Source organism: Microbacterium festucae (genome assembly GCF_025421715.1).
Classification (GTDB): Bacteria; Actinomycetota; Actinomycetes; order Actinomycetales; family Microbacteriaceae; genus Microbacterium; species Microbacterium festucae.
On sequence record NZ_JAOEFC010000001.1, the window covers coordinates 1,068,453 to 1,088,992 of the forward strand.

Consider the following 20,540-nt stretch of genomic DNA (forward strand, 5'->3'; position numbering starts at 1 on the left):
CCCGCACGCGGTCAGGGCGTGGCGGCATCGGCATCCGTGCGGGTGTGCGGAGGCAGGCGCACGAACAGCAGCAGCACGAGCCCGACCAGCAGCACGATCGCGATGCCGAGGATGCCCCAGTAGGTCGCGCCGAAGGCGGCGATGAACAGCGCCCACATGGCGGGGGCGATGAAGCTCGCCACGCGCCCGGTGGTCGCGTAGAGCCCGAAGATCTCGCCCTGCATGCCCTCGGGGGTCACCCGTGCCAGCAGCGAGCGGGATGCCGCCTGTGCCGGCCCGACGAACGCGCACAGGATCAGGCCGCCCACCCAGAACGGCGCCTTGCCGGCGTCGTGCAGGAAGAAGACGGCCAGCGCGATGACGACGAGGCCCGTCAGCGAGGTGACGATCACGGCGCGGGCGCCGAACCGGTCGTCGAGGCGCCCGGCGATGATCGTCGAGATGCCCGCCACGAGGTTGGCGACGATGCCGAAGATCATCACCTCGTTGTCGGTGAACGCGAAGGCGACGGAGGCCAGCACGCCGCCGAACGCGAACACGCCCGCGAGTCCGTCGCGGTAGACCGCGCTGGCGGCGAGGAACCAGAACGTGGGGCGGTGCTCGCGGAAGAGGGCGACGATGTCGCGCACGAGCTGCGCGTAGGCGCCGAAGAACCCGGTGCGTGCGACGCCCAGGCGCGCCGGGGGCTCGGGCACGTTGCGGAACAGCGGGATGGCGAAGACGATCGTCCAGACGCCGCAGCCGACGGCGATGAGCCGGTAGGCGAGCCCATCCGAGGTATCCATGCCGAACCAGTCGGCGAAGGTCAGCGCGACGACGATGCCGAGGGCCAGGATGCCGCCGATGTAGCCGAGGCCCCAGCCCAGCCCGCTCACGCGGCCGACGGTGCGCGGGGTCGACACGCTCACCAGCAGCGCGTTGTAGTTGACGCCGGCGACCTCGGAGACCACCGCGCCCAGCGAGACGGCGATCGCGCCGAACCAGAAGTAGGCGGGATCGGCGAAGACGAAGAAGAGGCTGAACTGCACGAGGGCCAGGGCCACGGTGGTCACCAGCAGCCACCGCTTCTTGCGGCCGGTGCGGTCGGCCACCTGACCGAGCACCGGGGCGATCAGCAGGATCAGCACGCCGGCCAGCGCCGAGACCAGCCCGTAGCCGCTGCTGAGCTCGGCCAGCGCGCGCTCCTTGATCGGGTCGTCCTTCGGCAGCGCCGCGATCTCGGCAGGCAGGAAGTTGTCGGAGACGAGGAACAGCGAGACGAAGACGAACGTCAGGATGACGGAGTTGAACGGCTGGGTCGCCCAGTCCCACATCGCCCACGAGCGCACCTGGCGGCGCGGCACGACGCGGTCGGCGGCGGTGTCTTGGAAGAGCTCGCCGATGGCTCCCAGCGCCCGGGAGTCCGAGGGGACGGGCGGGGTCGGGGACGGGCTGGCAGTCATGCTCGTCACGGTAGGACCCTTCGGTGAACGCGCGGTGCCGCCACGCGGCCGCGGCGCGGCATCCTGGAAACTTGATATGAGTCGTATCAAGTTCGTTTGACATCACGCCGACGGTTCGTTATCGTGGTCCGCGAGCCAAGTTGAGCCTCGCAGACTCAAGTCTCAACTTCCCGCTCGAAGGTTTCATTGATCCGCACCCCATAGAAGGAGAAACACATGGCACGTGCAGTGGGTATCGACCTCGGAACGACCAACTCGGTCGTCTCTGTCCTCGAAGGCGGCGAGCCGAAGGTCATCGCCAACGCCGAAGGCTTCCGCACGACCCCCTCGGTCGTCGCATTCACCAAGGACGGTGAGGTGCTCGTCGGCGAGACCGCCAAGCGCCAGGCCGTCACCAACGTCGACCGCACCCTCACGTCGGTCAAGCGCCACATGGGCACCGACTGGAAGACCCAGGCCATCGACGGCAAGGCCTACACGCCGCAGGAGATCTCGGCGCGCATCCTGCAGAAGCTGAAGCGCGACGCCGAGCAGTACCTGGGCGACACCGTGACGGACGCCGTCATCACCGTCCCCGCCTACTTCAACGACGCCGAGCGTCAGGCCACCAAGGAGGCCGGTGAGATCGCGGGCCTCAACGTGCTGCGCATCATCAACGAGCCCACCGCCGCAGCTCTGGCCTACGGCCTCGACAAGGGCAAGGAGGACGAGCTCATCCTCGTCTTCGACCTCGGTGGCGGCACGTTCGACGTGTCCCTGCTCGAGGTGGGCAAGGACGACGACTTCTCGACCATCCAGGTGCGCTCCACCGCCGGTGACAACCGCCTCGGTGGCGACGACTGGGACCAGCGCGTCGTCGACTACCTGATCAAGCAGTTCAAGGACACCACCGGTGTCGACGTCTCGGGCGACAAGATCGCCCTGCAGCGCCTCAAGGAGGCCGCGGAGCAGGCGAAGAAGGAGCTCTCCAGCTCGCAGTCGACCTCGATCAACCTGCCCTACCTGTCGCTGACCGACTCGGGCCCCGTGTCGCTGAGCGAGACGCTGTCGCGCGCCAAGTTCGAGGACCTCACCAAGGACCTGCTCGACCGCACCAAGAAGCCGTTCGAGGACGTCATCCGCGAGGCCGGCATCAAGGTCGGCGACATCGACCATGTGGTGCTCGTGGGTGGTTCCACCCGCATGCCCGCCGTGAGCGAGCTCGTCAAGAAGGAAGCCGGCAAGGAGCCCAACAAGGGCGTCAACCCGGACGAGGTCGTCGCCGTCGGCGCCGCCCTGCAGGCCGGTGTCCTCAAGGGTGAGCGCAAGGACGTGCTGCTCATCGACGTCACCCCCCTGAGCCTCGGCATCGAGACCAAGGGCGGCATCATGACCAAGCTCATCGAGCGCAACACGGCCATCCCGACCAAGCGCAGCGAGACCTTCACCACCGCCGACGACAACCAGCCGTCGGTGGCCATCCAGGTCTTCCAGGGCGAGCGCGACTTCACCCGCGACAACAAGCCGCTGGGCACGTTCGAGCTCACCGGCATCGCGCCGGCCCCCCGTGGCATCCCGCAGGTCGAGGTCACCTTCGACATCGACGCCAACGGCATCGTGCACGTGTCCGCCAAGGACAAGGGCACCGGCAAGGAGCAGTCGATGACGATCACCGGCGGCTCGTCGCTGCCGAAGGACGACATCGAGCGCATGGTGCGCGAGGCCGAGGAGCACGCCGCCGAGGACAAGAAGCGCCGCGAGGCCGCCGAGGTGCGCAACCAGGCCGAGACGCTCTCGTACTCGATCGAGAAGCTCATCGCCGACAACGCCGACAAGCTGCCCGAGGACGTCAAGTCCGAGGTGCAGGGCGACGTCGACGCCCTCAAGACCGCTCTGGCCGGGGATGACGACGACGCCGTGAAGACCGCGTTCGACAAGCTCAACGCATCGCAGGGCAAGCTCGGCGAGGCGATCTACGCATCGTCGCAGTCCGAGCAGACCCCGGATGCCGGTGAGCAGCCGGCCGGTGAGCAGCCCGCATCCTCTGACGAGGACGTCATCGACGCCGAGGTCGTCGACGACGAAGACGACAAGAAGTAAGAATCGACACATGAGCGACAAGGACTTCCAGCCCGAAGACGGCGACGAGGTCCTCGGCGAGAAGGGGTCGGAGGCTTTCGCCTCCGACCCCGACCCGCAGGAGGGCACCGCAGCCGCAGCGGACGAGCTGACCATCGAGGACATCCTCGGTGCGACGCAGTCCGACGATGCCGCCGTCGCCGATGCGCCGGCCGAAGACCACGACCTGCTGCTGGACCTGAAGCGTCTGCAGGCCGAGTACGCCAACTACCGGCGGCGCACCGAGGAGCAGCGCGAGGTGGAGATCGAGCGTGCCAAGGGCTCGGTCGCCAAGGGCCTGCTGCCCGTGCTCGACGACCTCGACCGTGCCGAGAAGCACGGCGACCTGTCGGAGGGCTCGCCCCTCGCGGCGATCGCCGACAAGCTCCGCGGCGTGGTGAGCCGTATGGGCGTGGAGATCTACGGTGCGGCCGGCGACGCGTTCGACCCGCAGCAGCACGAGGCGATCTTCCAGGTGCCGACTCCCGGCGTGCAGGCCGCGGCGATCATCGAGGTCGTCGAGGTCGGCTACCGACTCGGCACGATCGAACTGCGTCCCGCGAAGGTCGTCGTCGCCGTGCCGGCAGAGTAAGCGGAGGACGACATGGCCAGTCAGGACTGGTTCGACAAGGACTTCTACAAAGTGCTCGGGGTGTCCAAGGACATCTCTGCCGCCGACCTGAAGAAGACGTATCGCAAGCTCGCGCGCACCTACCACCCGGACTCCACACAGGGAGACCCGGCCAAGGAAGCGAAGTTCAAGGAGATCAGCGAGGCGTACGCCGTGCTCTCCGACAAGGAGCAGCGCGAGGAGTACGACCAGATCCGCGCGATGGGCGCCGGCAACGCGCGCTTCACGGCGCCGGGCGGCACCGGCGGCGGCTTCGAAGACGTCTTCAGCCGCTTCAGCAGCGGGGGCGCCCGCGGCACCCAGGGCGCCGACTTCGACGACATCTTCGCGATGTTCGGCCAGCAGTCCGGTGGCGGACGGTTCGGCTCCGGCCGGTTCGGCCAGCCCTCGGGCGGGTACCAGGGCTTCGGCGGACCGCAGCGCGGCACTGACGTCACCGCGCGCACGACGCTGGACTTCCAGACCGCCGTGCGCGGCGACACCATCACCCTCGCCGGCGAAGACGGCAAGCCGTTCAAGGTGAAGATCCCCGCGGGGGTTTCCGACGGTCAGAAGATCCGCCTGCGCGGACGCGGCCGCCCGTCCCCCGACGGCGGCGAGGCCGGCGACATCGTCGTGGCCGTCACGGTGCGACCGCATCCGGTGTTCACCCGCGACGGACAGAACCTGCGCGTCACCGTGCCGGTCACCTTCACCGAGGCGGCGCTGGGTGCCACCATCGAGGTGCCCACCCTCGGCGGCGACGTCGTCAAGCTGCGCGTTGCCCCCGGCACCCCGTCGGGCCGTGTGCTGCGCGTCAAGGGACGCGGCGTCGAGTCGTCGAAGGGCACCGGCGACCTGCTCGCCGAGGTGCAGGTGGCCGTGCCCACCCACCTCGACGACCGGGCGCGCGAGGCGCTCGAGCGGTTCCACGACCTGGAGCCGAAGGAGAACCCCCGCGCCGACCTGATGGCCAAGGCCCGCGGCGAGTAGGAGGCGAGCACGATGCCGGAGGAACCCCTCGACGAGGAGGCCCCGATCTTCGCGATCGCCGTGGCCGCCGAGCTGGCCGGCATGCACCCGCAGACCCTGCGCCAGTACGACCGGCTGGGGCTCGTGGTGCCCGCCCGCACCCAGGGTGGATCACGCCGCTACGCGCTGCGCCACGTCAAGCAGCTGCGCGAGGTGGCGGCCCTGTCGGCAGAGGGCATGAGCCTGCCGGCGATCTCGCGCATCATCGAGCTCGAGAACTCGGTGCGGATGCTGCGCGGCCAGGTGCGCGACCTCGAACAGCGCCTGCGCGAAGAGATGGACAGCCGCTCCCGCGTCTTCGCCGCCGGCGCCTCGGGCTCGGTGGTCACCCTGCGCCAGGGCACCCGCGTGCGCCGCGCGACCGAGGTCGTGGTCTGGCGCCCGCCCGCCGGCGACTGAGCCCCGGTGGCGTGTGGCCCCTGATTCGGGGTCGCGAGCTGCGGGCTCGGGCTGTGGCATCCGGTCGGTGGGGACCCCTCATGCCCGCGGGGCGAGAGCCCGTCTGATTCGGGGTCGCGAGCTGCGGGTTCGGGCCGTGGCATCCGGTCGTTGGCGACCCCTCATGCCCGCGGGGCGAGAGCCCGCCTGATTCGGGGTCGCGAGCGGCGGGCTCGGGCCGCACGAGCCGGTCGCTGGCGACCCCGAAATGAGACAGACGTGCGGATGCCGGACGGCGGGCTGGCGCGCGACGTCCGGCATCCGGGGGTCAGCTCTGGCGCACCCGCACGTGGGTCATGCCGCCGTCGACCTCGAGCACCGTGCCGGTGGTCGAGCGCGACGTCGGGGCGGCGAGGTAGAGGATCGCGCCGGCGACCTCTTCGGGGGTGACCATGCGGCCGGTGGCCTGACGGGCATCGAGGGCGGCGCGCTCGGTGACCGGGTCGGCGAACTGGGTGAGGAACTTCTCGACGAAGGGGGTCGCGACCGTTCCGGGGCTCACCGCGTTCACGCGCACGCCCTCGCGCACGTGGTCGGTGGCCATCGCGTAGGTCAGCGCCATCACGGCGCCCTTGGTCGCCGAGTACAGCGCCCGCTGCGGCAGTCCGTTGAGCGCGGCGATCGAGCAGAGGTTGACGATCGCGGCGTTCTCGGAGGCCCGCAGCAGCGGCAGCGCCGCGGCGGAGGTGCGCGCCATGCCGGTGACGTTGATGTCGAGCACGCGCGCCCAGTCGTCGTCGCCCTGCTCTTCGACCGTGCCGATCGCGCTGACGCCGGCGTTGTTGACGAGGATGTCGAGGCCGCCGAAGCGCTCGGCGATCTCGGCCATCGCGGCCACGAGCGAGGCGCGGTCGCGCACGTTCGCGGCGATGCCGTGCAGCGGCTGCGGCACCCCGTCGGCGTTGATGTCGAGCACGACCACGGTCGCCCCGGCGTCGGCGAACGCTCGGGCGGTGGCCAGGCCGATGCCCGACGCGCCGCCGGTGACGGCCGCGACCAGCCCGTCGAACGCGCCGGTCATGCCTGCACCAGCTCCTGGCGCGCACGGCCCAGGCCGTCGATCTCGAGCTCGACGACATCGCCCGCCCGCAGGTACGGCGTGCCGGGAAGACCGAGCGCGACGCCGGCGGGGGTGCCGGTGTTGATGAGGTCGCCGGGGCGCAGCACCATGAACTGCGACAGGTACCAGACCACGTGGGCGACCGAGAAGATCTGGGTGGCCGTCGACCCGTCCTGACGCAGCTGCCCGTTCACCCACAGGCGCAGCCCGAGCTGCTGCACGTCGGCGACGTCGGATGCCGGCACGAGCACGGGGCCCAGCGGGTTGAACGTCTCGCAGCTCTTGCCCTTGTCCCACTGCCCGCCGCGTTCGAGCTGGAACTCGCGCTCCGACACGTCGTGCGAGAGCACGTAGCCGGCGATGTGCGCGGCGGCGTCTTCGGGGGAGTCGAGGTAGCGCGCGGTGCGGCCGATGACGACGCCGAGCTCCACCTCCCAGTCGGTCTTGGTCGAGTTGCGGGGGATGAGCACCTGGTCGAACGGCCCGACGATGGTCGACGGGTCCTTCATGAACACGACGGGCTCGCCGGGGATGGCCGCGCCGGTCTCCTCGGCGTGGTCGCGGTAGTTCAGGCCGATGCAGACGATCTTCGTGGGCGGCGCGATCGGTGCGCCGACGCGCAGCTGCGCGGCCCCGTCGAGCAGCGGCAGGTCGCCGGCGTCGGCGGCCGCGCGCGCACGGGCGGCGCCGTCTGCGGCGAGGAAGGCGCCGTCGATGTCGGCGGTCAGCCCGCGCAGGTCGTAGACGGCGTCGCCGTGGTGCAGAACGGGGGTCTCGTGGCCGACGGGGCCGAGGCGTCCGAGTGTCATGGTGTCTCCTTCGGTGGAATGGGATTCGGGGGTCAGCGGCCGAGCCAGCCGCCGTCGACGGGCAGCACGACACCCGAGACGTAGTCGGATGCCGCGGAGGCGAGGAACACGGTCGCTCCCGCCAGGTCGCCCGCGGCGCCCCACCGGCCGGCGGGGATGCGGTCGAGGATGGCGCGCGAGCGGTCGGGGTCGGCGCGCAGCGCCTCGGTGTTGTCGGTGGCGATGTAGCCCGGCGCGATCGCGTTGACGGTCACGCCCTGTGCGGCCCACTCGTTCGACAGGGCGCGGGTGAGCCCGGCGATGCCCGACTTCGCCGCCGCATAGCCGGGCACGTTGATGCCGCCCTGGAAGCTCAGCAGCGACGCCGTGAAGATCACCTTGCCGCGCCCCCGCTCCAGCATGGTGCGGGCCAGGGCCTGCGTCAGACGGAACTGGCTGGAGAGGTTCACATCGATGACGCGGTCCCACAGGGCGAGCGGATGCTCGGCGGCGGGCGCCCGCTCGATCGTGCCGGCGTTGTTGACGAGGATGTCGACCCCGCGCCCGGCGAGCTCCGCGCCGAGCGACTCCACGGCATCCGGGTCGGCGAAGTCGCACGCGAACCCCTCGAACGAGCGGCCCGCGGCGGTGATGACGCGCTCGATCTCGCTGCCCGAGCGCTGCTGCGAAGCGCTCACGCCGATGATGTCGGCACCGGCGCCGGCGAGGGCGGATGCCATGGCGAAGCCGATGCCGCGCCGCGCCCCGGTGACGACGGCGGTGGTGCCGGTGAGGTCGAACAGCGTGCTCATCGGCCCGCTCCGGCCACGTCGACGAGGATCTTCATGGCCCGGCCGGCTTCGAGGTCGGCGAACGCGGTCTGGGTCTGGGCGAGCGGCACGACGCGGGTGATGAGCGTGTCGGCGGGGATCACACCCTCGGCGACGAGCTCGACGGCCGTCTCGAAGTCGGCGCGCTGGTAGACGCGCGCGCCCAGCAGGCGCAGCTCGCGCCAGAACACCCGCTGCAGGTCGATCTCGCGCGGGGTCGGGTGGATCGCGACGACCACGATGGTGCCGCGCACCTTGGCCAGGGCGGTGGCCCCCCGCACGGCCGCCGCCGCGCCCGACACCTCGAAGACCACGTCGGCGCCGGCGCCGTGCGTCCACTGCTCCACCCAGGCGACCTGGTCGCTCGCGCGCGGGTCGAGCGTCGCGAAGCCCAGCGCCTCGATCTGGGCGCGCCGCTGGGCGTCGAGTTCGATCACCACCACCTCCGCGCCGAAGTGACGTGCGACGGTGGCGATGAGAACGCCGATGGGCCCGCCGCCGATGACCACGGCCGTGTCGCCGGGCTGCAGCTCGGAGCGCCGCACGTCGTGCACGGCGACGGCCACCGGCTCGACGAGGGCCGCGTGGTCGAGGCGCACGCCGTCGGGCAGGCGCACCAGGGTCTCGGCGGGCACGTTCCACAGCTCCTGCAGCGAGCCGGGCGAGTCGATGCCGATGAAGTCGAGGTGCTGGCAGATGTGCTCGTTGCCGGCGCGGCAGGCCGGGCAGGTGCCGTCCCAGGCCAGCGGCATCACCGTGACGCCGTCGCCGACCGCCCAGCCCGCCACACGCTCGCCGAGGGCGGCGATCGTGCCGCTCATCTCGTGGCCGAACACGAGCGGCCGGCTCACCCGGGCGTCCATGTGGCCGTGGAGGATGTGCAGGTCGGTGCCGCACAGGCCCGTGTAGGCGACGGCGATCTGCACCGTTCCGGGCGCGGGCGCGGCCGGAACAGCATCGACGATCTCGATGGTGTGGTCTCCCACGTACGTTGCTGTCCGCATTGACGGCCTCTCAAACATCGGATGAATCCTCGCACAATCATGCACTACGAGCCCTCCCGGCGGCAATCGGCTTGATTCATCTAATGAACGCCCTACAATCAGACGCGACGAAAGGGACCACCATGCAGACGCGCGCAACGAAGCGCGGCCTGGAGCTCACCCAGCTGGGGCTCGGCGCCGCGCAGCTGGGCAACCTCTACCGTGTGACGACCGACGACGAGGCCGCCGAGACGGTCGACGAGGCATGGGCCGCCGGCATCCGCTACTTCGACACCGCCCCGCACTACGGCGTCGGCCTCTCGGAGCGGCGACTGGGCGCGCACCTGCGGGAGCACCCCCGCGAAGAGTACGTCATCTCGACCAAGGTCGGGCGGCTGCTCGTGCCGAGCCCCGAGACCGCCCACGAGCGCGACGGGCACGGGTTCGACGTTCCCGCCGATCCGCGCCGCGAATGGGACTTCAGCCGCGACGGCATCCTGCGTTCGGTGGAGGCCTCGCTCGAGCGCACCGGGCTCGACCGTTTCGACATCCTCTACCTGCACGACCCCGACGAGCACTTCGCGCAGGCCTCGACCGAGGGCATCGGCGCGCTGATCGAGCTGCGCGAGCAGGGCGTGGTGCGGGCGGTGGGCGCCGGCATGAACCACGCCGCGCCGCTGGCCGAGCTCATCCGCCGCGCCGACGTCGACCTGGTGATGTGCGCCGGTCGCTACACGCTCATCGACGACCGCGCCGCCGCCGAGCTGCTGCCCCTCGCCCTGGAGCGGGAGGTCGGCGTCGTGATCGCGGGCGTCTACAACTCCGGGCTGCTGAGCACCGCGCGCCCCGCCCCCGACGCGACCTTCGACTACCTGCCCGCCCCGCCCGAGATCCGCGCGGTCGCCGAACGCGCCGCCGACATCAGCGAGGCGCACGGCGTGACCCTGCCCGAAGTCGCCCTCGCCTACGTGTGGCGCCACCCCGCGGTCGCGTCGGTCGTCGTCGGCGCCCGCGGCCGCGCGCAGGTCGCGCAGAACGCGGCCCGCGCCACCACCACTGTCCCCGATGCCCTGTGGGGCGACCTCGCCGAGGCGGGCATCATCCCGAAGGAGCCGGCATGACCACCATCACCGCTGTGACCGCACACGACGTGCGGTTCCCGACCTCGCTCAGCATGGACGGGTCGGACGCCATGAACAAAGACGGCGACTACTCCGCCGCCTACGTCGTGGTGCACACCGACGACCCCGCCGTGAAGGGCTACGGGTTCACCTTCACGATCGGCCGCGGCAACGACCTGTGCGTGGAGGCGGCGCGTCAGCGCGGCATCCCCCTGGTGGGCCGCTCGGTCGAAGACAGCATCGCCGACCTGGGCGGGCTCTACCGCGAGCTCGCGTCGGACTCGCAGCTGCGTTGGCTCGGCCCGGAGAAGGGCGTCGTGCACCTGGGCATGGCCGCGGTGATGAACGCGATGTGGGACCTCGCCGCGCGGGTCGCCGGCAAGCCGCTGTGGCGACTGCTGGCCGAGATGACCCCCGAGCAGCTCGTCGACGTCGCCGACCTGAAGTACCTCTCCGACGCCCTCACCCGTGACGAGGCGATCGCGCTGCTGGCCGACCTCGCCCCCACCCGCGGGCAGCGCATCGACGAGCTCGCCGCGCGCGGCGGCTACCCCTGCTACACGACCAGCGCCGGGTGGCTGGGCTACAGCGACGACAAGCTGCGGCGCCTGCTGCAGGAGGCCGTCGACGAGGGCTACCGTCACGTGAAGCTCAAGGTCGGCTCGAACCTCGACGACGACATCCGCCGCCTGCGCATCGCGCGCGAGGTGATCGGCTGGGACGCCAACCTCATGATCGACGCGAACCAGGTGTGGGACGTGCCGGAGGCCATCGAGTGGATGTCGCACCTGGCCGAGTTCCGGCCGCTGTGGATCGAAGAGCCCACCAGCCCCGACGACGTGCTCGGTCACGCCGCGGTGCGCAAGGCCGTCGCCCCCATCGGCGTCGCCACCGGTGAGCACGGCATGAACCGGGTGCTGTTCAAGCAGATGTTCCAGGCCGAGGCGATCGACTTCTGCCAGCTCGACTCGGCGCGGCTGGCCAGCGTGAACGAGATCATCGCGGTCTACCTCATGGCCAAGAAGTTCGGCGTGCCGGTGTGCCCGCACGCCGGCGGCGTCGGCCTGTGCGAGCTCGTGCAGCACCTGTCGATCTTCGACTACGTGTGCGTCTCGGGATCGCTCGAGAACCGCGTCACCGAGTTCGTCGACCACCTGCACGAGCACTTCACCGACCCGTGCATCGTCGAGAACGGGCACTACACGCTGCCGTCGCTGCCCGGCTACAGCGCGCAGATGCACGACGCCTCGGTGGCGGAGTACTCGTACCCCGACGGGACGTATTGGGCGGGCGCCCGCTGATCAGACCCGCGGCGCCTCGGGGTCTTCGGCGGCGTGCTCGGCGCTGAACTGCTCGACCCCGAGCAGGTGCACCGACATGCGGATCCGGGCACGCTCGGGGTCGCGACGCACGAGCTCGGCGAGGATCGCCCGGTGCTCGGCCTGCGTCTCGGCCACCGACCCGCGGTGCGAGATCGCGCGCCACAGCCGCGCGCGGAACGTGCGGCCCACGAGCGCGTCGATCATCGCCGCCATCGGAGGGTTGCCGGCGGCCTGCGCGATGCGAGAGTGGAACTCGGCGTCGGCGCGGATGAAGTCCTCGAGGTCGATGTCGCCGCCGTCGTCGAGTGCGGCTTCCACCGACCCCAGCAGGTCGTCGAGGCCGGCGAGCTCGTCGTCGGTCATGCGGATCGCCGCCCGCGCGGCCGACTCCGTCTCGAGGATGCGGCGCACCGCCAGCAGGTCGGCGGCGTGCGCCGGCTGCTGCAGCTCGGCGAGGAACCCGAGCGGGCTCAGCAGGCTCGCCGGGTCGAGCGCGGTCACGTAGGTGCCGTCGCCCTGCCGGGTCTCGAGCACGCCCAGCGCGGCCAGGGCGCGCACGCCCTCGCGCAGCGAGCCGCGAGAGACGGCGAACTGCACCGCGAGGTCCTTCTCGATCGGCAGGCGCGAACCCGGCCGCAGCTCGCCGCGGCTGATCATGCCGGTGATGCCGTCGATCACGACGTCGGTCTGCGAACGTGACGAAGCGGCGGCGTCGGTGCTCATCCGAGCAGTGTACGGTGCAGTCATCGGAGCAATGGGCCGCCTCCGGCGGAGATTCGTCGCGCCACGGCCCGATACATCCGATGATCTGGTTTCAATGACGACTCCCGAAGGAGACACGAATGGCCCACCCGGTCATCGACGCGCACCAGCACGTCTGGGATCCCGCCCGCGCCGCGTACGACTGGCTCACCGCCGATCTGGCGCCGATCGACACGGCGATGTCGTTCGACGACGTCGCGCCCGAGCTGGATGCGGCCGGCGTCGATGCCACCGTGCAGGTGCAGTCGGCCGACAACCCCGAAGACACCGCGCTCATGCGGGAGTCGGCGGCCCGGCATCCGCAGGTGGTGGGCATCGTCGGCTACGCGCCGCTGCACGATCCGGATGCCACCGCCGCCACGCTCGCCGCGTGGGCAGGCGACCCGCTGATGGTGGGCGTGCGCACCCTCATCCATAACCAGCCCGACGACGACTGGCTGCTGCGCGGCGACGTCGACGCGAGCCTCGGCCTGCTCGCCGCGGCCGACCTGAGCTTCGACATCGTGGCCGTGCGCCCCCGCCACCTCGAACTGGTGTCGGTGGTGGCAGAGCGGCATCCGGGTCTGCGGATCGTCATCGACCACCTCGGTCACCCGCCGGTCGGCACCGACGACCGGGAACCCTGGAAGAGCCTCATCGCGCGCGCCGCGGAGCACCCGCAGGTGCACGCGAAGGTCAGCGGCCTCTACGCCGCGACCGGCGACATGGCGGCGTGGACGCCCGACGCGATCCGCCCGTTCACCGACCACGCCCTCGACGTCTTCGGCGCCGACCGCCTGATGTACGGCGGCGACTGGCCGATCTCGGTGCCCGGCGGCGGCTATGCGCGGGTGTGGGCGGGACTGAACGAGATCTTCGCCGAATGGGACGCCTCGGCGCGCGAGGCGGTGCTCGGCAGGACCGCGGCACGCTTCTACCGCCTGGATGCGGCACGGCTGGGTGCCGTCGGCGCGGGCGCCGAGGGAGGCCGGGCATGAAGCGCGTCGCCTCGATCATCGGCCTGCCGGCGGAGCACCGCGAGGAGTACGAGCGCCACCATGCGGCCGTCTGGCCCGCCGTGCTCGCACGCCTGACGGCCAGCAGCATCCGCAACTACTCGATCTACCGGCACGGCGAGCTGCTGTTCGCCTACTTCGAGTACGTCGGCGACGACTACGAGGCCGATATGGCCGCCGTCGCCGCCGATCCCGAGACGCAGCGGTGGTGGGCGGTGCAGGAGCCGCTGCAGCGGCCGTTCGCCGATCGCGGCGAGGGCGAGTGGTGGTCGGAGATGCCGGAGATCTTCCACCTCGACTGAGCTCGGATCGATTCACGTCGATGATTGCTCATAGGTCACATGTATGATCTAATGATCGTGTAGTCGCCCGGGGAGGCGACTCGTCGTCAAAGAAGCCGACCGAGAAAGGCTCTGTCCATGGCCGCACAGCAGCGCAGACACTTCACCCGCACCGTCGGTGCGGGCATCGCCCTCACCGGGCTCATCGCCCTGACCGCCTGCTCGGGCGCCACGGGCGAAGTCAACAGCGACTACGGTTTCGCCACCGCCGAGCAGTCGGCGGACGGCGCGATCACCGTTTGGGTCGACGCGGCGCGCGAGCCGATCGCCAAGGCCTTCGAGGCCGACAACCCCGACGTGAAGCTCAACATCGAGACCTACGACGGCAACGCCGGCGGATCGGGCTCGTTCCAGACGAAGGTCGCCCTGTTCGACCAGTCGGGCGAGGGCTGGCCCGACGTGGTCTTCTCGACCCAGACCAACGACGCCTCGTGGGCGGCGAAGGAGACCAACGGAGTGCAGGCCTTCGCCGCACCGCTGAACCAGGGCTTCCTCGACGAGGACTTCCTCGACGGCTTCACCGCCGGCGCCAACGACCCGATGACCGTCGACGGCTCGGTGTACGGCCTGCGCAACGACCTCGCGCCGGTGGTGCTCTGGTACAACCAGGCGCTGCTCGACCAGTTCGGCTACGAGATCCCGCAGACGTGGGAGGACTACGAGGCGCTCAGCGACAAGCTCGCCGCCGAGCACCCGGGCTACATCCTCGGCTCGGTCGGCGACTCGTTCGTGGGCACCTACGTCTACTACTGGGGAGCCCAGGCGCCCATCTTCCAGCTCGACGGCAACACCTTCACGTCGGACTTCGAAGACGAGCACTCCGTGGCCATGACCGACATGCTCGACCACATGGTCGACAACGGCACGCTCGTGCAGGACAGCGTGTTCAGCGCCGGCTTCGTCGAGAACTACGCCGACAAGATCGTCGCGATGCCCGGCCCGGCCTGGTACTCGGGGGCGCTCTTCCAGAACCCCGACAGCCTGAACAACCCCGCCGGCGAGATCGGCGCGGCCGACCCGCTGTACTGGGACGGTCAGGACGAGGTCACCGGCAACGTCGGCGGCGGCGTCTGGTACGCCTCCAGCCACTCGACCAACCTCGACGCGGTGAAGAAGTTCCTCGAGTACGTCATCGCCTCCGACAAGGCCGTCGAGCTCGCCTCGGGTCTGCCCGCCTACGACGCGGCGTCCTCGCAGTGGCTCGACACCCAGGCCTCCAGCGGCTACTTCGCCGGCGACTTCAAGGCCGCCGTCGAGAAGGCCGCGGGCAGCGTCTGGAGCGGCTGGGGCTACCCGAGCTTCAGCCCCGAGACCGCCTACGCCGCGGTCGTCGTCCCGGGCCTTGCCGCGGGCAAGACCATCGCCGACCTCGTTCCCGACTGGCACACGCAGATCCTCAACGAGGCGCAGGTGCAGGGCTACGAGACCGCCGAGTAAGCAGCAGCACACAGACAGGGCACGATCATCGCCACGACAGCGCAGCTGACGGCCCCCGCCGTCGGTCCCATGAAGGGCCGACGGCGGGAGGTCCGCCGCACCCGCCCCGACCGCAGCCAAGCACGCATCGGCTACGCGTTCGTCAGCGGGTACACGATCCTCCTCCTCGCGTTCGGCCTCGTGCCGACGCTGTACGCGGTCTTCCTCGCGTTCACGAAGAACGGCGCCTTCGCGGGCTTCGACAACTTCGTGAAGGTGTTCGGCGACTACCGGTTCTGGCCGGCCGTGCAGCACGTGGCGGTCTACCTGATCGTGTGGCTGGTCTCGCTGACGCTGTTCGTGGTGCTGCTGGCCCTGATCGTCCACGCCGTGCGGCGCCGGTGGGTCTCGGCATCCGTGCGCTTCCTCTACTACATTCCGGGCGCCCTCGCCGGAGCGTCGAGCGTCATGCTGTGGCTCTTCCTGCTCGACCCCACCGTCAGCCCGGTCGCGGGTGTGCTGCGCGCCCTCGGGTTCGAGTCGTTCGTGCAGGTCGTCTCCATCGACAACCTGCCGATCATCTTCACGCTCATCGCGTTCTGGGCCGGTGCCGGCGGGTGGATCATCATCCTCTACGGGGCGCTCAACAACATCCCCGAAGAGGTCATGGAGGCCGCCCGCATCGACGGTGCCGGACCCATCGCCACCGCCTGGTTCATCCAGATCCCGCTGATGCGCAAGTGGATCTCGTACATGGTCGTCATGTCGCTGGCCGCCGGCACCCAGCTGTTCGTCGAGCCGCGCGTGCTCTCGCAGGCCTCGAAGGGCGTCGTGCCCCAGGACTACTCCCTCAACCAGCTCGCCTACCTGTACGCGTTCCGCCAGAACGACTTCAACGGGTCGGCGGCCATCTCGCTGCTGCTGCTGACGGTCGCCGTCGTGCTGTCGGCGCTGTTCGTCTTCCGAGGAGGACTCTTTGAGCGCGACTGAGCTGATCGTCCAGCCGAAGGGACGCAAGCCCCGCATCTACCGCGGCCGCAGCGACGTGCAGACCGTGCGCCCCAGCCCCGCCCGCTGGATCGGACGGGTGCTCGCCTGGAGCGTCATCGGGTTCTTCGTGCTGTTCTTCGTGGTGCCGATGGTGTGGCTCGTGCTCGCGCCCACCAAGACGCCGCGGCAGCTGCTGCTCGACAACCCGTTCTCGTTCGGGGCGTTCCAGACCCTCGCGTCGAACTGGGGCGAGCTCATGGCCTTCCAGAACGGCATCGTCTGGACCTGGCTCGGCAACGCCGCCCTCTACTCGGGCGCGGCGCTCATCCTCGCGCTCGTGGTCAGCATCCCCGCCGGCTATGCGCTCGCGCTCGTCGAGTTCCGGTTCCGCAAGACCCTGCTGGCCGTGACGCTCATCATCATGCTGATCCCGAACACGGCCCTCGTGCTGCCGATCTTCCTCGAGCTCAGCGCGCTGAAGCTGGTCGGCACCCCGCTGTCGGTCATCCTGCCGTTCTCGTTCTACCCGTTCGGGGTCTACCTGACCTACATCTACTTCTCCACCGCGGTCTCCCGCGACCTGCTCAACGCGGCGCGCATCGACGGCGCCGGCGAGTTCCGGGTGTTCGCGCAGGTGGCGATGCCGCTGGCGACCCCCGTGATCGCCCTGGTCGGCTTCTTCAACCTCATCGGCAACTGGAACAACTACTTCCTGCCGTTCGTCATGGTGCCGGGGCGCCGCGCCCCGATCCAGGTGGGCCTGGCCGAGCTGCTCTCCAACGTGCCGCTGTTCAACCCCACCACCGCCGGATCGGTCACCATCGACCTGCCCGTGCTCGCCATGGCCACGATCCTCTCGGTCGCGCCCGTGCTCATCATCTTCCTGTTCTCGCAGCGCTTCCTCGTCAGCGGCCTCACCGCCGGCGGCACGAAGGAGTAGCGCGGGGGGTGGGGTTGGGGGTCGGGGTCGGGGGTCGGCTCTCGGTCGAGTGTCCAAGGCACGCGGCATCCGGAGGTCGCCAGCGGCGTGTCTTGGACACTCGGCGAGGTAGGACGCCCGGCGAGGCAGGACGCCCGGCGAGGCAGGACGCCCGGCGATAGCGGGCGGATCGGGCGGATCGCTGCTGTCACGCAGGTTGCGGGACCTGCCCGGGGCCAGGTCCCGCAGAGTGCGGTTGCAGACGCCGGATGCCGCAGGTTGCGGGACCCGCGCCGCGACCAGGTCCCGCAGAGTGCGGGTGCAGACGCGGGATGCCGCCGATTGCGCGACCCGCGCCGCGACCAGGTCCCACAGAGTGCGGGTGCGAGCGCGAGGGGCCGCAGGTTGTGAGACCCCGACCCGGGATCAGGTCCCACAGAGTGCGGGTGCGAGCGCGAGGCGCCGCAGATTGCGGGACCAGCGCCGAGGCCAGGTCCCACAGAGCGCGGCCCGCGGGATCAGCCTCGGGCGCTACGCGCCGGCGAGCTCGAGCACGCCGTCGACGCGGCGGGGGAGGTCGGCGGGGCCGTCGCGGAGCTCGGCGGGCAGGAGGGCCTCGGGGGCGTCCTGCCAGGCGAGGGGGCGGAGGAACCGGCGGATCGCGGTGACGCCGACCGAGGTGTGCTGGGTATTCGTGGCCGGCCACGGGCCGCCGTGGTGCATGCCCCATGACACGCGCACGCCGGTGGGGAACCCGTCGAACACGATGCGCCCGACCCGCGGGGCGACGTCGTCGACGAAGGCGGCGATGGCGTCGGCATCCGCGGGCTCGCTGTGGATCGTGGCGGTGAGGGAGGCGGGCACGGCGTCGAGCGCGCGCACCACCTCGTCGAGCGCGCGGTAGCGCACGACCACCAGCAGCGGACCGAAGGCCTCTTCGGTGGCGGCCGGGGTGAGGTCGGCGGCGTCGATCTCGAGCAGCGCGGGGGTGGTGGTGAAGCCGTCGGGCCCGGCGGCCGGAGCGACGAGCGAGCGCGCACCGCCCTCCGAGATCAGGCGCCCGCGGATCTCGTCGAATGCGCCGTGGATGCGGGCGTTGAGCAGCGGCTGCGCCTGCGCCGCCTCGGCGCGGGCGACGAGGTCGTCGACGAGCGCGTCGGCTCCGTGGGGCACGAAGGCGACCCCCGGCTTGGTGCACAGCTGACCGGCCGAGCCGGTGACCGAGGCGAACAGGCCCTCGCCGATCGCGGCGGCGCGCGCGGCGACGGCGGCCTCGGTGATCACGAGCGGGTTGAGGCTCGACAGTTCGCCGTAGAACGGGATCGGGGTCTCGCGCCGGTCGATGATGTCCTGCAGGATGCGACCGGTCGACAGCGACCCGGTGAAGCCGACCGCCGTGATCGCGGGGTCGGCCACCAGCGCCGCCCCCGGCTCCTGGCCGTAGACGATGCCGACGGTGCCCTCGGGGGCGCCGTACGCCCGCGCCGCTCCCTGCAGCACCTCGAACGAGCGCCGCGAGGTGAGCAGGTGCGACGAGTGCGCCTTGGCGACCACGGGACAGCCCGCGGCGAGGGCGGATGCCGTGTCGCCGCCGAGCACCGAGAAGGCGAACGGGAAGTTGCTGGCCCCGAACACCGCCACCGGGCCCAGGGGCACCAGCATCCGTCGCACGTCGGGTCCGGGTCCGAGCGGCGTCGGTCCGGCGTGGTCGATGACCGCCTCGAGGTAGCCGCCCTCGTCGACGGCGTCGGCGAACAGCCGCAGCTGGAACGCGCTGCGCGACAGCTCGCCGTTCAGGCGCGCCTCGGCCAGCCCCGTCTCGGACAGCGCCGCGGCGACCAGCGCCTCGCGGTCGGCCTCGACGGCGTCGGCGAGGGCGCGCAGCAGACCCGCGCGCCACCCGCGCGGCCGGGCGCGGAGCGCGCCGAAGGCCGCCACCGCCGCCTCGGTGATCGCGGCGAGCTCGGCCGGGGTGGTCTCGGCGATGCCGGTGTCGGTGCGCGCGCCGGTGCGCGGGTCGGTGGTGAGCAGGCTCATCGCGCCGCCTCCGCAACCGCAGCCCCGGCCCCAGCCCCGGCCGAAGCCCCAGCCCCGGCCACAGCCCCGGCGCCGGCCGAAGCACCAGCACCAACAGAGCGCCCACCCAGCAGCCCGCGCCGCGCGAGCCCGGCGAACAGGTCGGCGATGCCGTAGTCCCACGGGGGCGTCTGCTCGGCCAGCTGCACCCGGTTCACGAGCGCGCCGAGGGCCGGGGTCGAGATCGACACGATGTCGCCGACGTGGTGGGTGAACCCGCGGCCGGGCTCGTCGCGATCGTCGATGGGCGCGAACATCGTGCCGAGATACAGCACGAGCCCGTCGGGGTAGCGGTGGTGGGCGCCGATGGCCTGCGCGACGAGGTCGGCGGGGTCACGGCTGATCTGGGCCATGTGCGACTGGGCGTGCATCTGGAAGCCGTCGTCGCCGGTGACCGACAGGGTCACGGTGGCGGTGCGCACGGCATCCAGGTCGAACCCGTCGCCGAACAGGCGCACGAACGGGCCGACCGACGCCGAGGCGTTGTTGTCTTTCGCGTGGCCCAGCAGCAGCGCCGAACGGCCCTCGATGTCGCGCAGGTTCACGTCGTTGCCCAGGGTGGCCCCGACGATGGCGCCGGTCGACGAGACGACCAGCACGACCTCGGGCTCGGGGTTGTTCCACTGCGAGTCCGACCGGATGCCGACGGCCACGCCCGTGCCGACGGTGGCCAGCACCGGGGCCTTGGTGAACACCTCGGCGTCGGGGCCGATGCCGACCTCGAGGTACTGGCTCCACAGCCCCTCGGCGATGAGGTACTCCTTCAGCCGCGCGGCCTGCGGCGACCCGGGCACGAGCTCGCGCAGCTCGGATCCGATCGTGCCGAGGATGGCCTGCCGGGCGGCGTCGGCCTCGGCCGCCTCGCCGCGGGCACGCTCTTCGATGACGCGCTCGAGCATCGACACCGGGAAGGTGACGCCGGCCGCCTTGACCACGTGCAGGTCGATCGGCGACAGCAGCCACGGCCGCGCGGCGTCGCGGGTGGCGGGCACGGTGTTGGCGAGCACATCGGCGACCGTGCCGAGAGAGGGCCCGGATGCCGCGGCGACGGCCGCCGCCGGATCGGGCGCCTCGGTCAGCTCGCGCACCGTGGCGAACGTGCCGGTGACGTCGATGAGCTCGCCGCCGCGCACGGTCACGACCGCCGGCCCGTCGGCGCGCGGATCCCACGCGCGCCCGATGAGGATCGCGGTCTCGTCGGCGGGAAGGGCGACGGCGGTGCCGCCGGTCCAGTCGGTGCTCATGGTGTCTTCTCTCGTGACAGGTCGTGACAGGTCGGGACAGGTCGTGACAGGTGGCGGGTCGGTGACGGCCAGGG

19 protein-coding genes are annotated in these 20,540 nt (G+C 71.0%); 11 read left to right on the plus strand and 8 right to left on the minus strand.

Going from position 1 to position 20,540, the window contains the following annotated elements:
- Window positions 1-11: 11 nt before the first annotated feature.
- On the minus strand, window positions 12-1,442 hold the full coding sequence (locus tag N3K63_RS04785; RefSeq protein ID WP_261578847.1) for an MFS transporter: 1,431 nt from the start codon (window positions 1,440-1,442) through the stop codon (window positions 12-14).
- 216 nt (window positions 1,443-1,658) lie between these two features.
- On the opposite strand from N3K63_RS04785, the gene dnaK reads away from it, so the two are divergent.
- Genes dnaK through N3K63_RS04805 form a run of 4 tightly spaced genes read left to right on the plus strand, consistent with a single transcriptional unit; the run spans window position 1,659 to window position 5,580 of the window.
- Complete coding sequence (dnaK, locus tag N3K63_RS04790) at window positions 1,659-3,521, plus strand: molecular chaperone DnaK (RefSeq protein WP_261578848.1); 1,863 nt, start codon at window positions 1,659-1,661, stop codon at window positions 3,519-3,521.
- Window positions 3,522-3,531: 10 nt separating this feature from the next.
- Window positions 3,532-4,131 (plus strand): nucleotide exchange factor GrpE, encoded by a 600-nt coding sequence (locus N3K63_RS04795; protein WP_261578849.1) that lies wholly within the window; start codon window positions 3,532-3,534, stop codon window positions 4,129-4,131.
- A gap of 12 nt (window positions 4,132-4,143) precedes the next feature.
- Window positions 4,144-5,142, plus strand: coding sequence for a DnaJ C-terminal domain-containing protein (locus tag N3K63_RS04800; protein ID WP_261578850.1), 999 nt, complete (start codon window positions 4,144-4,146; stop codon window positions 5,140-5,142).
- Between the two features lie 12 nt (window positions 5,143-5,154).
- Entirely contained in the window at window positions 5,155-5,580 is a 426-nt protein-coding gene (locus N3K63_RS04805; RefSeq protein ID WP_261578851.1) for a heat shock protein transcriptional repressor HspR, read from the plus strand.
- Window positions 5,581-5,887: 307 nt separating this feature from the next.
- Here the strand turns inward: N3K63_RS04805 and N3K63_RS04810 are convergent, their stop codons facing one another.
- The 4 genes from N3K63_RS04810 to N3K63_RS04825 are packed head-to-tail and all read right to left on the minus strand — an operon-like array spanning window position 5,888 to window position 9,301.
- On the minus strand, window positions 5,888-6,640 hold the full coding sequence (locus tag N3K63_RS04810) for an SDR family NAD(P)-dependent oxidoreductase (protein WP_261578852.1): 753 nt from the start codon (window positions 6,638-6,640) through the stop codon (window positions 5,888-5,890).
- Window positions 6,637-7,488: a fumarylacetoacetate hydrolase family protein gene (locus tag N3K63_RS04815; protein WP_261578853.1), complete on the minus strand. Its 852-nt coding sequence runs from the start codon at window positions 7,486-7,488 to the stop codon at window positions 6,637-6,639. Before N3K63_RS04815 ends, N3K63_RS04810 begins: the two co-directional genes overlap by 4 nt.
- A 32-nt stretch (window positions 7,489-7,520) precedes the next feature.
- Complete coding sequence (locus N3K63_RS04820) at window positions 7,521-8,279, minus strand: SDR family oxidoreductase (RefSeq protein ID WP_261578854.1); 759 nt, start codon at window positions 8,277-8,279, stop codon at window positions 7,521-7,523.
- Window positions 8,276-9,301, minus strand: a complete 1,026-nt coding sequence (locus N3K63_RS04825) for a zinc-dependent alcohol dehydrogenase (protein WP_261578855.1) — start codon at window positions 9,299-9,301, stop codon at window positions 8,276-8,278. The genes N3K63_RS04820 and N3K63_RS04825 overlap by 4 nt, the downstream gene beginning before the upstream one ends.
- A 122-nt stretch (window positions 9,302-9,423) precedes the next feature.
- Between N3K63_RS04825 and N3K63_RS04830 the strand changes: the two genes are divergently transcribed.
- Complete coding sequence (locus tag N3K63_RS04830; RefSeq protein ID WP_261578856.1) at window positions 9,424-10,401, plus strand: aldo/keto reductase; 978 nt, start codon at window positions 9,424-9,426, stop codon at window positions 10,399-10,401.
- Entirely contained in the window at window positions 10,398-11,702 is a 1,305-nt protein-coding gene (locus N3K63_RS04835; RefSeq protein WP_261578857.1) for an L-fuconate dehydratase, read from the plus strand. Before N3K63_RS04830 ends, N3K63_RS04835 begins: the two co-directional genes overlap by 4 nt.
- On the opposite strand, the gene N3K63_RS04840 is transcribed toward N3K63_RS04835, so the two are convergent.
- Window positions 11,703-12,446 (minus strand): FadR/GntR family transcriptional regulator, encoded by a 744-nt coding sequence (locus N3K63_RS04840; protein ID WP_261578858.1) that lies wholly within the window; start codon window positions 12,444-12,446, stop codon window positions 11,703-11,705.
- Window positions 12,447-12,565: 119 nt separating this feature from the next.
- Between N3K63_RS04840 and N3K63_RS04845 the strand changes: the two genes are divergently transcribed.
- The 5 genes from N3K63_RS04845 (at window position 12,566) to N3K63_RS04865 (ending at window position 17,167) form a co-directional block, all read left to right on the plus strand.
- Complete coding sequence (locus tag N3K63_RS04845; RefSeq protein WP_261578859.1) at window positions 12,566-13,462, plus strand: amidohydrolase family protein; 897 nt, start codon at window positions 12,566-12,568, stop codon at window positions 13,460-13,462.
- Window positions 13,459-13,782, plus strand: a complete 324-nt coding sequence (locus N3K63_RS04850; RefSeq protein WP_261578860.1) for an L-rhamnose mutarotase — start codon at window positions 13,459-13,461, stop codon at window positions 13,780-13,782. The genes N3K63_RS04845 and N3K63_RS04850 overlap by 4 nt, the downstream gene beginning before the upstream one ends.
- A 117-nt stretch (window positions 13,783-13,899) precedes the next feature.
- Entirely contained in the window at window positions 13,900-15,258 is a 1,359-nt protein-coding gene (locus tag N3K63_RS04855; protein WP_261578861.1) for an ABC transporter substrate-binding protein, read from the plus strand.
- A 69-nt stretch (window positions 15,259-15,327) separates the two neighbouring features.
- Complete coding sequence (locus N3K63_RS04860) at window positions 15,328-16,227, plus strand: carbohydrate ABC transporter permease (protein WP_261578862.1); 900 nt, start codon at window positions 15,328-15,330, stop codon at window positions 16,225-16,227.
- On the plus strand, window positions 16,214-17,167 hold the full coding sequence (locus N3K63_RS04865; RefSeq protein WP_261578863.1) for a carbohydrate ABC transporter permease: 954 nt from the start codon (window positions 16,214-16,216) through the stop codon (window positions 17,165-17,167). Before N3K63_RS04860 ends, N3K63_RS04865 begins: the two co-directional genes overlap by 14 nt.
- Window positions 17,168-17,677: 510 nt before the next feature.
- Here N3K63_RS04865 and N3K63_RS04870 read toward each other — a convergent pair.
- Complete coding sequence (locus tag N3K63_RS04870; protein ID WP_261578864.1) at window positions 17,678-19,183, minus strand: aldehyde dehydrogenase (NADP(+)); 1,506 nt, start codon at window positions 19,181-19,183, stop codon at window positions 17,678-17,680.
- Window positions 19,180-20,466 (minus strand): fumarylacetoacetate hydrolase family protein, encoded by a 1,287-nt coding sequence (locus tag N3K63_RS04875; RefSeq protein ID WP_261578865.1) that lies wholly within the window; start codon window positions 20,464-20,466, stop codon window positions 19,180-19,182. Before N3K63_RS04875 ends, N3K63_RS04870 begins: the two co-directional genes overlap by 4 nt.
- Between the last annotated feature and the right edge of the window lie 74 nt (window positions 20,467-20,540).

Coding starts and splice junctions, on each gene's coding strand:
- N3K63_RS04785 (WP_261578847.1), bottom strand. CDS start 1,442: ATGACTGCCAGCCCGTCCCCGACCCCGCCCGTCCCCTCGGACTCCCGG.
- dnaK (WP_261578848.1), top strand. CDS start 1,659: ATGGCACGTGCAGTGGGTATCGACCTCGGAACGACCAACTCGGTCGTC.
- N3K63_RS04795 (WP_261578849.1), top strand. CDS start 3,532: ATGAGCGACAAGGACTTCCAGCCCGAAGACGGCGACGAGGTCCTCGGC.
- N3K63_RS04800 (WP_261578850.1), top strand. CDS start 4,144: ATGGCCAGTCAGGACTGGTTCGACAAGGACTTCTACAAAGTGCTCGGG.
- N3K63_RS04805 (WP_261578851.1), top strand. CDS start 5,155: ATGCCGGAGGAACCCCTCGACGAGGAGGCCCCGATCTTCGCGATCGCC.
- N3K63_RS04810 (WP_261578852.1), bottom strand. CDS start 6,640: ATGACCGGCGCGTTCGACGGGCTGGTCGCGGCCGTCACCGGCGGCGCG.
- N3K63_RS04815 (WP_261578853.1), bottom strand. CDS start 7,488: ATGACACTCGGACGCCTCGGCCCCGTCGGCCACGAGACCCCCGTTCTG.
- N3K63_RS04820 (WP_261578854.1), bottom strand. CDS start 8,279: ATGAGCACGCTGTTCGACCTCACCGGCACCACCGCCGTCGTCACCGGG.
- N3K63_RS04825 (WP_261578855.1), bottom strand. CDS start 9,301: ATGCGGACAGCAACGTACGTGGGAGACCACACCATCGAGATCGTCGAT.
- N3K63_RS04830 (WP_261578856.1), top strand. CDS start 9,424: ATGCAGACGCGCGCAACGAAGCGCGGCCTGGAGCTCACCCAGCTGGGG.
- N3K63_RS04835 (WP_261578857.1), top strand. CDS start 10,398: ATGACCACCATCACCGCTGTGACCGCACACGACGTGCGGTTCCCGACC.
- N3K63_RS04840 (WP_261578858.1), bottom strand. CDS start 12,446: ATGAGCACCGACGCCGCCGCTTCGTCACGTTCGCAGACCGACGTCGTG.
- N3K63_RS04845 (WP_261578859.1), top strand. CDS start 12,566: ATGGCCCACCCGGTCATCGACGCGCACCAGCACGTCTGGGATCCCGCC.
- N3K63_RS04850 (WP_261578860.1), top strand. CDS start 13,459: ATGAAGCGCGTCGCCTCGATCATCGGCCTGCCGGCGGAGCACCGCGAG.
- N3K63_RS04855 (WP_261578861.1), top strand. CDS start 13,900: ATGGCCGCACAGCAGCGCAGACACTTCACCCGCACCGTCGGTGCGGGC.
- N3K63_RS04860 (WP_261578862.1), top strand. CDS start 15,328: ATGAAGGGCCGACGGCGGGAGGTCCGCCGCACCCGCCCCGACCGCAGC.
- N3K63_RS04870 (WP_261578864.1), bottom strand. CDS start 19,183: ATGAGCCTGCTCACCACCGACCCGCGCACCGGCGCGCGCACCGACACC.
- N3K63_RS04875 (WP_261578865.1), bottom strand. CDS start 20,466: ATGAGCACCGACTGGACCGGCGGCACCGCCGTCGCCCTTCCCGCCGAC.